Source organism: Specibacter sp. BI4 (genome assembly GCF_056680095.1).
In genome coordinates this window covers 1758892-1771838 of sequence record NZ_CM155265.1, presented here as the reverse complement: position 1 = coordinate 1771838, position 12947 = coordinate 1758892, and the positions used below count along the sequence as shown (strand labels likewise).

Genomic DNA, 12947 nt, shown 5'->3' with positions numbered 1-12947 from the left:
GCGACGCGACCGCCGTGCGTCTACCGGTACCGCCCCAGTGCTGCGATCCGACGGCCCCGCCCGGCCATCGCGCCACAGCTCCGCTCCCAACGGCTAGAGTGGAGGGCGTGCGTTTAGTGATTGCCAAGTGCTCCGTCGATTACGTCGGACGCCTCAAAGCCCATCTTCCCCTCGCCGTACGGCTGCTGCTGGTCAAGGCCGACGGTTCTGTTTTGGTGCATTCGGACGGCGGCTCCTACAAGCCGTTGAACTGGATGAGCCCGCCTGCGACCCTGCGCAGTGTCAGTCCCGACGACGTCGATCTTGAGGAAGGCGTCATCGACCAGTGGATCGTCCAGTCGAGCAAGGCCGACGACCGCCTCATCATTAACATTTATGAACACATCAGTGACTCGAGCCACGATCTGGGCATAGACCCCGGGCTGATCAAGGACGGCGTCGAAGCCGACCTGCAGCGCCTGCTGGCTGAACAAATCGAGCTTCTGGGCACCGGATTCACCCTAATCAGGCGTGAATACTTCACTGCCATCGGCCCGGTCGACATCCTGGCCAGGGACTCCACCGGGGCCACCGTGGCCATCGAGCTCAAGCGTCGCGGCGACATCGACGGCGTCGAGCAGCTCACCCGCTACCTGGAACTGCTCAACCGCGACCCGCTGCTTGCACCAGTCCGCGGCATCTTCGCCGCCCAGCAGATCAAGCCGCAGGCAAAAACTCTTGCCACCGACCGCGGCATTGAGTGCAAAACCCTCGATTACGACGCCATGCGCGGCGTGGATGACAGCTCCACCCGGCTGTTCTAGCGATAGCGGCGCCCCGCCTGATTAGACTTGGGGCATGACTGCTCCGATTCCTGCGCCCGCATCCACCAAATACTTGATCCACGGTGCCATCGCCACCGACGACGGCATTGTTGAAGGCGGTCTGCTGGCCGTCGAAGGCGACAGGATTGTGTATGCCGGACGTGCCGACCACTTCGATGAGCCCGGGTATGAGCCAGCCGCGATGGATGCCGCGAACATCATCACACTGCCTGCCGACCAGCGGATCCTGCCCGGACTGATCGACGTCCACAACCACGGCGGCAACGGCGGGGACTTCCCCAGCGGCGACGAAGCCTCGGCCAGGCTTGCCGTGGACTTCCTGCACCGGGCAGGGACCACAACACTGCTTGCCAGCATGGTGACGGCCTCCCCCGAAGACCTCTTGAAGGGGATCGGCGTCTACGCCGGCATGACTGCTGAAGGCCTGCTGGCCGGCATCCACCTTGAGGGCCCGTTCCTCTCCCATGCTCGGTGCGGCGCCCAGAACCCGGCATTCCTGCTGGATCCTGATCTGGAGCTCATGTCTGCGCTGATCGAGGCCGGCCGGGACTCAATCGTCACCATGACCTACGCACCCGAGCTCCCAGGGGCGGCCGACCTGGTGGACCTGCTCACCCGCCATGGCATCACCCCCTCGGTGGGCCACACCAACTGCGACACACCGACGGCCGCCGAGTCCCTGGAGCAGGCCCGGGAAGGGCTGGATTCCACCGGGTTCGACGGCGTCTCCGGACGCCCCACAGTCACTCACCTTTTCAACGGCATGCCTCCCATGCACCACCGCTCCCCCGGCCCCGTCGCCGCCTGCCTGCGCGCCGCAAGTGCCGGAAACGCCGTCGTCGAACTTGTTGCCGACAACACCCACCTGGACCCTGAAACGGTCAAGACAGTCTTTGACATTGTGGGATCTGCCAATATTCTGCTGGTCACAGACTCGATGGCGGCTGCCGGGCTGGCAGACGGCCAGTACATGCTTGGCCCGTCCCCTGTGACAGTGTCAAACGGCGTCGCCACACTTGATGCGACGGGATCCATCGCCGGCGGCACCGCCACCTTGCTTGACGTAGTCCGGCGCACCACCGAGGCAGGCGTGGAGTTCACGGATGCGCTGCAGTCCGCCACAGCCGTTCCGGCCGCCGTGCTGGGCCTGACGGATGAGGTTGGTGCCCTGCGCCGGGGACTGCGTGCCGACGTGTTGATTGTTGACGCCGGTCTGGCACTGCAGCGCGTCATGCGCGCCGGGCAGTGGCTGAAGTAGGTAACACTGGCCAATCCGCAGGTCACGTCGTTGACCTTACTTGTGACTCATGTCATGCTGAATTCGCCCGGTCATCGGCAACCATGCCACGGCTGGGCAATACACAGAGCAGTACAGTATTGGTTTTCATTACAAGGAGAAAAGTATGGCACAGGGCACCGTCAAGTGGTTCAACGCTGAAAAGGGCTTCGGCTTCATCACCCCCGACAACGCCGACGGCGATGTCTTTGTCCACTACTCGGAGATCCAAAGCGGCGGATTCAAGAGCTTGGAAGAAAACGCACGCGTCGAGTTTGAGATTGGCCAAGGCACCAAGGGCCCCCAGGCCACCGGCGTAACAACGCTTTAAACCGGCGGCAACCACCCAACAGTTTTACAAAACAGCCCCCGGTTCCAACACCGGGGGCCGTTTTGTGCCCCGGCGCAATGCTGTGTTGACTCTTGGCATGTTTCAGTGCAAATGGAGGGCCGCGGACCTGAGGGAGGCCGGACAGGCCAGACTGCAGGCGGGGTCAGGGCTTTCGCAACAGCCTGGCCAGCGACCGCACAGACATGTTGGGCATGTAGGCCTCGCCCACCGCCCGGCCGACGCCCGGGAGCGACAACGGATCCTGGTACATCAAGTACAAGGGCTCATGGCGGGGCTTGAAGCGCTGTTTGAAGTTGGCGAGGGAGGCAAAACCGTAGACCGGTTCCAGGGTGCGGGCAAGCAATGCCAGGATCCGGCCCAGGTTGCCGTCTTCCGCGTCGGCGTTGGCGGAGCTGCTGGCCAGGGGCGAGCCCGACAGCGAAATGTATTCCACGGTCGCAGCGAAGTGGTGGACCGCCTGGGCAATGAGGTATTCCATCACCCCGTTGAAGGATCCTGCGTTGCGGCGCATGAAATCAAGCGTCCAGCTCACGACCTCACCCTGGGCAAACACCGGAAGCCAGCTCGTCACCGCGTGAATCTTCCCGGACGTGTCAACCGCCAGACAGAGCTGGACCTGATCACTCTTGAGCTCCTCAAGACCGCCGAGGGTGAACCCGAGTTCGGGCAGTGCCTGGCCGGAAACCCAGTCCTCGGAGATCTCGTGAACCTGGGTGCGCTGGCCCGGTGACAAGTCGCTGTAGCGGCACCACTGGGCAGTGACGCCAAGTTTCGCCGCCCGGTTCAATGCAGTGCGGACATTTTGCCAGTCCCTGCCCTTGAAGTCCATTGTTTGAATGTCCAAGAGTGTTTCCGCGGCAACCTGTATCCGCCGAAAACCACGTTGCTCGAGCAACTGGGCCGCGGCATCCGTCACCGAATAAAAACATGCCGTGAGCGATTCTTCGGAGCAAAAGTCCAGAAATTCATCCACAGCACCTGCGTACCCTGCCGGCTCGCCTATCGGCCCGCCCACGGTGACGGCAACCCCGCTGTGCGGCTGATACGCCACCCCTACCGTTCCCGCGGCGTTGAACCAGTACTGGTTGTTCGGCCACAAGGTCATCCACGACAGCGAGTCGCCTCCGCGCCGCACCAGCGCCTGTGCCCTCCCGCCGTCGGCCTCACCGCTGCGCAGGCGCCTGCTGAGGAACACCGCCAGGATGCTCACCAAGCTGAGCACCCACAGCACCGGCCCGCCAAAGCTAAAGAGTAGTTCGGAGAAGAAGCCGTGCGGATAAACGTTCGCCGAGTAATTAAAGGGAAAGGGATACGGCAGCACAATCCGCGGAATGCTCGCCACCAGGGCGGCCAGGCCGAGCGGATTGCCCAGGTTGCCTTCCACCAGCCACGCAACCGTGTAGATGCCCACCAGAACAAGCAAAGTCAGCGGCAGGAACACCAGCGAACGCCTCCGCAGGGCAGGATCGGGGTCCACCCGGAAATACCGGCGGAGGACCACCAACAGAACCGCTATGAGCACCGGCACAAGCACCACGGGGAGCAGCTCCCACACGGATTCGCTGATGCTCAGGGTGCGGCGTCCCCGGCGCAGGGGCAGCCCAAGTCCTGCAAAGACCTGAAAATAAACTGCCGAGACAATGCCAATAAGAATATGCAGGTAAACGGCGGCCCACAGGGCCAGCCGGTTGCCGCGCCGCAGCCCTTCGGCGCAAACAAGCAGCAGCACCATGGGCATCAATGCCAGCAAATGCCCGCCCGAGCCCATAAAGCCCAGATTGTGCTCCATCCCGTGGCACGCCGCACTGGCAATGCGGCAGCTGCCCTGCCACTGGGACAGCGTGGGGTCCTGGTTCGTGATCCAGGTGCGCATCACTGCCAGCGGGCCTACAGCCACATGCGCCACGGCGGCGGCCAGCGGGCCAACCGCAAAAACCGCCACCACCATGGCCAGGATCGTCCGGACTTCGCGGCTCGTGGACCGTCCCGCGGCACCGTGTCCGGCCGGTTTGAGGAAAAGCAATCCCAGGCCCAGCCCCGCCAACGAGCCAAGCAGGATAAAAATATGCTGGGCGTGGCCCACATACACGCTGAGCATCAACGACGCCGCCAGAACCAGGACCCGCACCCGCCGCCGCCACAGGAGGCTGATGCCCTGGCTGGCCGCCATCAAGGCACCGGCCGACGCCGCAAATGGCCCGAACAGCGTCGCCTGGTCCATCCCGGCCGGCAAGTCGACCTCGGCAATGCTGCCCAGGCCAAGGGCCGCTGAATACAGCACGACGGCGGCAACCTGGACAGCGATGAAAAGCCCAGCCGCGCGCAGGGTGCCAAGTGTGGATTCGGCAAGGCCCAGCACTGCCCCCAGCACTGCAACGCCAAGAAGGGCGGCGGCGCTGCTGGAGCTGAGGAACAGGGTGGTGAAAATATTCCACCAATGTGTGCTGAGCAAGTCTGTGGACTGGTACCCCCAGACCCCGGCAACCGTTCCCGGCAAGCGGTCAAGGAATGCCCCGGTCACCACGTGGACAACGATCGTGGCGCCCGCAAGGAAAGTACTCAGGGGAGCCCGCCGCACCCAGCTCCTCGCAGCCCGGGCAACCACAGACGCGAAAGGGGCCCTGCGCATGGAGTCCGGGCCCGCCAGCCCTGTGCCGGCGGGCAACGGGCCTTCACGGCGCACCCTCCCCGAAGAATCCGGTGGGGTTGTTCCCGGCGTGCTCATTCCAGGCCAATGCGGGAAGACACAAAGCCCAGCCCATGCGGCAGTGCGGCATTGACCACCTGCCAGGAGTGCCCCCCGTCGAACATGGCACTTTCAATTGTCATGCCGGACTTGCGGCCGGCAGATTCAAGCACTCTCACATTGGCAGAATACGCGGCATCCTGCCGTCCCGAGGCAAACCACCCGTGAATTTCAGGAAATTTATTGTGGGCCATCAAGGTCAACGGCAGCAGCGCATCAAAAGCAGCGGCGTCGCCGTGGAAGGCGCGCCCAATCGTCACGGCCCGGTTGACGGCGAGGGCCGGTTCCCTTTCGGGCGAAATTGACATGAAAGTTTGAAAAATGCCGGGATGCCGGGTGACCATCTGCATCGCACAGGTGCCGCCATACGAGAAGCCGCCCACCGCCCAATGGGCTGGGTTGGTGTCGGCGTCAAGGTTTGCCTTGATCCACGCGGGCACATCCCGGGACATGTATGTCCCGGCCCGGGACAGATCGGAATCCATGCACATGGTGTTGACCTCTTCGCTGCCGTTGGGATCCGGCATGACCACCAGCGGCGCCACGCCCCCATGGGCTGCGGCGTAGGAATCAAGCTCCTCGACCAGCGTCGAGGAGCGCAGCCACGACTCCGGTGACCCGGGCTGCCCGCTGACCAGGACCAGAACTGGCAGCACCGGCCGCGCGGGGGCAAAATAGGCCGGGGGCAGATACACCACGGCATTGCGGGCCTTGAATCCAGAGACAGTGCCAGGAATTGCCGCCGAAAGAATTGCTCCCGAGGTGGGCAGCCCGGCAGGTGCAGTCCACCGGACGCTCACCGGTGCCGACATGTACCGTGAGGCAGCACGGTGCTGCGGCGCCGGCGGGGCTGCCGTGGAGATCGCCAGCTGCGAATTCAGCAGGCTGCCAACTGTGGGGTACTGGCCAAAGACAGCGTTGAACTGGACCCCGGCAAGCAAGAGAACAACGAGGGTGGAGACCACGGCCAGTCCGCGGCGGGACGCAGAGTCTCCGGCAGTCCTGCCCGGCCGGGACGAACGGGAGGAACGACGGCGGCGCAAGCCTGCCAACGCCGTCGTGCTTCCCAAAACCAGGACCCAGAGCACCAGTGCAACGATGGCAACGACAGCTGCGGGAAGGTCTTCGGGCCACCAGTAAAACGCATGTATGACGGCCCAGCAGGCGGCCATGGAGACCAGGCAGGAGGCGGCCGCAGTTGCCGCGGCAAACAACCACCAGCGCAGTGAGCGCCGGACCAGGAGGAAAGCGACGGCGGCCGCACCCAGAAGCTGGAAAACGACGGGAAGGGGGCCGCTGATCAGGCTCAGCTCATGGATCCAGTTCACTCGGCAGCCAGTCTCTTTGAGGGTCACCCACTCAAAAAAGTGGAAGCTACGTTATGTTAACGGCAGAGACTGGGAACTTGCCGCACATCAGCGCCAGGTGCCCACGCCGATGTGCGGGCCTGCCTCCAGCCACGACGACAAGCCGGCGTAGGCGCCAAACTTCATGGCCAGCAGCACCTCGCTGCCTTCGTAGGACAACATTACGATGACAACGTCGGGCGGCACCCGGGTCAGTTCAAGTTCAGTGGGCTCGCGGCGGCCCACCAGCACAATCTTGCTGCGCTCCATCCTCCGCGCCGGGAGGGGGCTTAACGAAAGGAGCCGGACCCATTCAAGGACCGACTCCTGATAACGACAAACCCCCATTGCCCAGCGATTGTTCGCCGTGCAAATGGAGGCGTCAACTGTGCCCAGGGTGCGTCGCAATGTCATGCGGCGCACCCCGAAGAGGCACAGTACTACAACAACCAGCAGGAATGCTCCGGCCAGTGCGATGAACGGCATACCGAGTTCGTTCATCAATCGCGTGCTAGCGGATACCTGAGCCAGACGTTGCGCCGTCTTTCAACTGCGCATTGTCAGCAACGATTACAACCCGGTTGTCATCAACCGAGAAGAAGCCGCCGTCCACCTCAACATAGAAGCGGGATCCATCAACAGGGGCGATTTCCAGCAAGCCCGGCGCCAAAACCGCGAGCAAAGGGGTGTGACCGGGAAGAATGCCGATCTCGCCCTCGCTGGTAAACCCCTTGACCAGGGTAGCTGCACCCGACCACACACCGTGGTCGGCCGCTACGATTTCAACTTCGAGGTTAGCCATGATTACTTGGTCGATTCCTGGATTTTAGCCCACTGACGCTCGACATCATCCATGCCACCGATGTTGAAGAACGCCTGCTCGGCAATGTGGTCAACGTCGCCGTCGCAGATGGCAGTGAAGCCTTCAATGGTGTCCGCAATGGAAACCGTGGAGCCTTCTTCGCCCGTGAACTGCTTGGCCGTGTAGGTGTTCTGCGACAGGAACTGCTGGATGCGGCGAGCACGCGATACAACGATCTTGTCCTCTTCACCGAGCTCATCGATACCGAGGATCGCGATGATGTCCTGGAGTTCCTTGTTCTTCTGCAGGATCTGCTTGACACGGACAGCCGTGTCATAGTGAGCCTGGCCCACGTACTGCGGGTCAAGGATTCGTGACGTGGACGTCAGCGGATCGATGGCCGGGTACAGTCCACGGGAAGCGATTTCACGGGAAAGTTCCGTGGTCGCATCCAAGTGGGCGAAGGTCGCGGCCGGGGCCGGGTCCGTGTAGTCATCAGCAGGCACGTAAACGGCCTGCATGGACGTGATGGAGTGACCCTTGGTCGAGGTGATGCGCTCCTGCAGGAGACCCATCTCGTCGGCGAGGTTGGGCTGGTAACCCACAGCGGAAGGCATGCGCCCCAGCAGTGTGGAAACTTCCGAACCGGCCTGCGTGAAGCGGAAGATGTTGTCGATGAAGAGCAACACATCCTGGTTCTGCACGTCGCGGAAGTACTCAGCCATCGTCAGTGCCGACAAGGCAACGCGCAGACGCGTTCCCGGCGGCTCATCCATCTGGCCGAAGACCAGCGCGGTGTCCTTGAGGACGCCGGCTTCTTCCATTTCAACCCAAAGGTCGTTGCCCTCACGCGTACGCTCGCCAACACCGGCGAATACCGAAGTACCACCGAAGTTGCGGGCCACACGGGTGATCATTTCCTGGATCAAAACGGTCTTGCCGACACCGGCACCACCGAACAGTCCGATCTTTCCACCCTTGATGTACGGGGTGAGCAAGTCAATCGACTTGATACCGGTCTCGAGCATCTCCGTGGAGCCTTCGAGGCTGGCAAATGCCGGGGGCTTGCGGTGGATGGGCCAGCGCTCGGAGATGTTGAGTTCCGATTCCTGAACGTCAAGGGGTTCGCCCAAAACGTTGAAGATGTGGCCCTTGACGCCGTCGCCCACCGGCACGGTGATCGGGGCGCCAAGGTCCTGCACGCTGGTGCCGCGGACAAGTCCGTCGGTGGCCTGCAGGGAAATGGCGCGAATGAGGCCGTCGCCAAGGTGCTGGCTGGTCTCGAAGGTGATGGTCTTGGTCTCACCGTTGAGAGTGATCTCGGTGGTGAGTGCATTGTAAATGGCGGGAATGCCGTCTGCCGGGAATTCGACGTCGACAACCGGGCCGATGACGCGCGCGATGCGGCCTGTGGCACCGGCCTTCGCAGCGGTTCCCTGCTCGTTAAGTTGGGCAGTCATCTCTCTCACTTCACTTGTGTGGATGGCATTGAATAAGTATGAATCGGGCTGCTACGAGGCGTTGAGCGCGTCAGCGCCGGCAACAATCTCGGAGAGCTCCTGCGTAATTTCCGCCTGCCGGGCGTTGTTACGAAGACGCGTGTACTTCTTGATCAGGTCGCTGGCGTTGTCACCGGCAGACTTCATGGCGCGCTGGCGTGCCGCAAGCTCGGAAGCTGCTGCCTGCAAAAGTGCCGCGAAGATGCGTGACTCAATGTACCGCGGCAGCAAGGCGTCCAGGACGTCTTCCGGCTGCGGTTCGAATTCGTACAGCGGCAGCAGCTCGGATGAAGACTCAACTTCTTCCTCCACCACTTCCAGCGGCAGCAGACGAATTACCGTCGGCTCCTGAACAACCATCGACTTGAACTGGGTGAAAACGACATGAATCTCATCGACGCCACCCTCTTCAAAGTCTGTTGCGAAGTCCTCTAGCAGGGCCACGCGCAGTTCACGTGCAGTTTCAAATTCCGGGGCGTCAGTTCCACCGGTCCACACCTTGGTGTAATCGCGGCCCCGGAAGTCAAAGTACGCCTGAGCCTTGCGGCCGACCAAATAGGTCGAGACGTCCTTGCCTTCCCCGTGCAGCAATTCAATAAGGTGCTCTGCCTGCTTCAGTACGCTGGCGGAGTAGGAACCGGCAAGACCACGGTCTGAAGTCATCACCAATACCGCAGCCCGGCGGATCTGTTCGGGCTCGGTGGTCAGCGGGTGGTCGACCTCGGACTGGGACGCAACGGCAGAAACGGCACGGGTAATCGCATTGGAGTACGGCAATGACGCCGTGACACGTACACGTGCCTTTCCAATGCGGGACGCAGCGATAAGTTCCATCGCCTTGAAGATCTTTTGCATCGACGTGGTCGACGCGATCTTCTGGCGGTAAACCCGTATCTGGGCTCCCATGTTTGTCCTTTCCTTACCCTTGTTCAGGTTGCCGGCCCCGTGGGGCCGGCAACCTTCTCAGGGATGGTGTCAGCGTTTCTGCTTGACGATCTTTTCCTGGTCAACGTCCTCGGAGGCAAGAGCACCGAACTCTTCATGGCCGGCGCCAACCAGTTGGTCGTCGCCCTCCGCGAAAAAGCCCTTCTTGAAGGAGTCAATATTGGACTTGAGCGCGTCTACAGTCGAAGGCTCCAGCAAGTTGGTTTCAGCCAACGTGGTCAGGACCGACGTGTTGTGGCGCAGGTGCTCGAGGAATTCTGTCTCGAAGCGCAGGACATCCTCCACCGGGACGCTGTCCAGGTAGCCGTTGGTGCCCATCCAGATCGAAACAACCTGGTTCTCAACCGGGAACGGAGCGTACTGGCCCTGCTTGAGCAGTTCCATCAAACGCGCGCCGCGTGTCAGCTGCTGCTTTGTTGCGGCATCCAAATCGGAGGCGAACATGGCAAAGGCCTGCATGTCACGGTACTGGGCCAGATCAAGCTTCAAAGTACCGGCAACCTTCTTCATGGCCTTGACCTGCGCTGCACCACCGACGCGGGAGACAGAGACACCCACATCGACAGCGGGACGCTGGTTGGCGTTGAAGAGGTCCGACTGCAAGAAGATCTGACCATCTGTAATGGAGATGACGTTGGTCGGGATGTAAGCCGACACGTCGTTCGCCTTGGTCTCGATGATCGGCAGGCCGGTCATCGATCCCGCGCCGAGCTCGTCAGAGAGCTTGGCACAACGTTCCAGAAGACGGGAGTGCAGGTAGAACACGTCGCCGGGGTATGCTTCGCGGCCCGGCGGGCGGCGCAGCAACAGTGACACGGCGCGGTAGGCTTCAGCCTGCTTCGACAGGTCATCAAACACGATCAAGACGTGCTTGCCTGCGTACATCCAGTGCTGGCCAATGGCCGAACCGGCGTATGGAGCCAAGTACTTGAAACCGGCCGGGTCAGATGCCGGGGAGGCCACAATGGTGGTGTATTCCAAGGCGCCGTGATCAGCCAAGGTCTGGCGGACGGCAGCAATCGTCGATGCCTTCTGGCCGATTGCCACGTAAACGCAGCGAACCTGCTTCTTGACATCTCCGGAAGCCCAGTTGGCCTTCTGGTTGATGATGGCGTCAACGGCGAGGGCCGTCTTGCCTGTCTGCCGGTCACCAATGATCAGCTGGCGCTGGCCACGGCCGATCGGGATCATGGCGTCAATGGCCTTCATACCGGTCTGCAGCGGTTCGTGAACCGACTTGCGCTCGGTAACGCCGGGTGCCTGAAGTTCCAGGGCACGGCGGCCTTCGGATTCGATTTCGCCCAGGTCGTCAATCGGGTGACCCAAGGGGTCAACGACGCGGCCGAGGAAGTTGTCGCCAACCGGCACGGAGAGGATCTCCCCCGTGCGGTGGACTTGCTGGCCTTCGGCGATGCCGGTGAAGTCGCCAAGGACTACAACACCGATCTCGCGAGTGTCCAGGTTCTGGGCCAGGCCCAGTGTGCCGTCTTCGAAACGAAGCAGCTCGTTGGCCATGACGGAGGGAAGACCCTCCACCTTGGCAATGCCGTCACTTGCCGTGGTGACCCGGCCAACCTCGACGCGTTCCGCGTTGCCCGGTTCATAGGACGCTGCGAACTCATTCAAGGCATTGCGGACATCGTCGGCATTGATGGTCAAGTCGGCCATCTGCAGTCCCTGCTCTCCTAAGTTGTGGCTACCGCCGCCCAATAGTGGCTGCGGTGGCCTAAATGTTTGATTCAGTCTGTTGTGGACTGGCTGCCAAGAAACAAAAGTTTCTTAGACTGCCAACCGGCGGCGAAGATCAGCCAGTCGTGTGGCTGCGGTTGCGTCAACAACCTCATCCCCCACAACAACCTTGATTCCGCCGACCAATGCCGGGTCGATATTGACATTGATCTTCAATTCGCGACCGTAGAGATTGTTCAAGCCGGCCTGCAAACGGTTCAACTGCGCTTCGCTCAGGTCACGGGTGACACTGACGTAGGCAATCCAGCGCTGCTGGCGTTTGGCAACCAATTCCACGAAACGTTGCACCAGGGCCGTGGGCTTGAGCCCCCGGGGGGAAGTTACGGCCTGGCGGATCAACAACGCGGAGACGTCGCCGGACTGGGGCACAACCTTCAGCGCCAGGGCGCCCTTGGCCGAACCGGCAGCCTGTGCATCGTCAAATGCGCGTTGCAGTTCATGACTGGACCCAACAACTCGGATAAACGTGAAGAGTTCCTCTTCAAGCCTGTCCAGGTTGGCAGAACCGCCACCTTGACCTTCGGCAACCGCGATCGCCGACGTTGCTGCCAAGACTTCCAGTGCATCGCCCAGGTCACGTGCCGAGCTCCAGCGTGAGGCGATCAGTTCCAGAAACACTGACTGTGCATCGGCGCTGACCTTGCCTGCAATGAGCGTGGTGGCCAGGGCCGCCTTGTCCGCACTCTCACGAGTGGGATCGGTCAAGGCACGGCGCAGGCCGGCGTTGCTGTCCAGGAGCTCCAAGATTGCAAAAAGGTCCTGGGCCAATGCGATCGACGCAATGGCGAGCTTGGGTTCCAACGACTCCAGAGCCGCTGCCAATGACTTGCTCGATACACCTGCCATTACTTCGATGCACCCGCGTTCGACTGGTTTTCCAGATCGGCCAGGAAGCGCTCAACCACGCGGTTGGAACGCGCATCATCGTTAAGGGCTTCACCGACGATTTTGCCGGCAAGCGATGTAGCCAACGTGCCAACCTCGTTGCGGAGGGAGGTCACTGCGGCAACGCGCTCGGACTCGATCTGGACCTGGGCCTGGGCGGTGATGCGTGCAGATTCCTCTGCAGCCTTCGCCTTCAGGTCCGCCAGAATCTGGGCTCCTTCTGCACGGGCGGTCTCACGGATGCCATTGGCTTCCGTGCGAGCGTCCATCAGCTGGGCCTTGTACTGCTCCAAGAGGGCGTTAGCTTCGGCCTGGGCCTCTTCCGCCTTCTCAATTCCACCCTCGATGGCCTCTACACGGTCCGTGTATGACTTCTCGAAGATGGGTGCGATGTATTTCTTCACCACAAAGAGCAGGACAGCGAAAGCTACAGCCGTGACTAGAACTTCCCACCAGTTCGGCAGGAGCGGGTTTGCACCCTCACTAGCAGCGAGGATTACTTCTGCGGTAATCATTTCTCACT

General features: G+C 61.8%; 12 protein-coding genes. 3 read left to right on the top strand and 9 right to left on the bottom strand.

Translation table 11 applies throughout. From position 1 onward, the window contains the following. The first annotated feature begins 107 nt into the window (after nt 1–107). From nucS to AC1L6K_RS08165, 3 genes are all read left to right on the top strand, one after another. Nucleotides 108–803, top strand: a complete 696-nt coding sequence (nucS, locus tag AC1L6K_RS08175) for an endonuclease NucS (protein ID WP_480952208.1) — start codon at nt 108–110, stop codon at nt 801–803. Nucleotides 804–837: 34 nt separating this feature from the next. Next, nucleotides 838–2082, top strand: a complete 1245-nt coding sequence (locus AC1L6K_RS08170) for an N-acetylglucosamine-6-phosphate deacetylase (RefSeq protein WP_480952207.1) — start codon at nt 838–840, stop codon at nt 2080–2082. 145 nt (nt 2083–2227) lie between these two features. Further along, the gene (locus tag AC1L6K_RS08165) at nt 2228–2431 is read left to right on the top strand and encodes a cold-shock protein (protein ID WP_480952206.1); all 204 of its coding nucleotides are present in this window, start codon (nt 2228–2230) and stop codon (nt 2429–2431) included. Between the two features lie 163 nt (nt 2432–2594). Here AC1L6K_RS08165 and AC1L6K_RS08160 read toward each other — a convergent pair whose 3' ends face one another. The 9 genes from AC1L6K_RS08160 to AC1L6K_RS08120 form a co-directional block, all read right to left on the bottom strand. Beyond that, entirely contained in the window at nt 2595–5030 is a 2436-nt protein-coding gene (locus tag AC1L6K_RS08160; RefSeq protein ID WP_480952205.1) for a bifunctional lysylphosphatidylglycerol flippase/synthetase MprF, read from the bottom strand. Between the two features lie 143 nt (nt 5031–5173). Then, a complete protein-coding gene (locus AC1L6K_RS08155) occupies nt 5174–6526 on the bottom strand; it encodes an alpha/beta hydrolase (RefSeq protein WP_480952204.1) in 1353 nt (450 codons plus the stop codon). A gap of 87 nt (nt 6527–6613) precedes the next feature. Beyond that, entirely contained in the window at nt 6614–7045 is a 432-nt protein-coding gene (locus tag AC1L6K_RS08150; protein WP_480952203.1) for a DUF2550 domain-containing protein, read from the bottom strand. A 10-nt stretch (nt 7046–7055) separates the two neighbouring features. Then, entirely contained in the window at nt 7056–7346 is a 291-nt protein-coding gene (locus AC1L6K_RS08145) for a F0F1 ATP synthase subunit epsilon (protein WP_480952202.1), read from the bottom strand. A gap of 2 nt (nt 7347–7348) precedes the next feature. After that, nucleotides 7349–8806 (bottom strand): F0F1 ATP synthase subunit beta, encoded by a 1458-nt coding sequence (gene atpD, locus AC1L6K_RS08140; protein ID WP_480952201.1) that lies wholly within the window; start codon nt 8804–8806, stop codon nt 7349–7351. 51 nt (nt 8807–8857) lie between these two features. Beyond that, nucleotides 8858–9751: a F0F1 ATP synthase subunit gamma gene (locus AC1L6K_RS08135; protein ID WP_480952200.1), complete on the bottom strand. Its 894-nt coding sequence runs from the start codon at nt 9749–9751 to the stop codon at nt 8858–8860. 69 nt (nt 9752–9820) lie between these two features. Further along, a complete protein-coding gene (atpA, locus tag AC1L6K_RS08130) occupies nt 9821–11458 on the bottom strand; it encodes a F0F1 ATP synthase subunit alpha (protein ID WP_480952199.1) in 1638 nt (545 codons plus the stop codon). Nucleotides 11459–11569: 111 nt separating this feature from the next. Beyond that, complete coding sequence (locus AC1L6K_RS08125) at nt 11570–12385, bottom strand: F0F1 ATP synthase subunit delta (RefSeq protein WP_480952198.1); 816 nt, start codon at nt 12383–12385, stop codon at nt 11570–11572. Then, nucleotides 12385–12939 carry a F0F1 ATP synthase subunit B gene (locus AC1L6K_RS08120; protein ID WP_480952197.1) on the bottom strand — a complete coding sequence of 185 codons (555 nt, stop codon included), beginning with the start codon at nt 12937–12939 and terminating at the stop codon, nt 12385–12387. The genes AC1L6K_RS08125 and AC1L6K_RS08120 overlap by 1 nt, the downstream gene beginning before the upstream one ends. Nucleotides 12940–12947 lie beyond the last annotated feature (8 nt).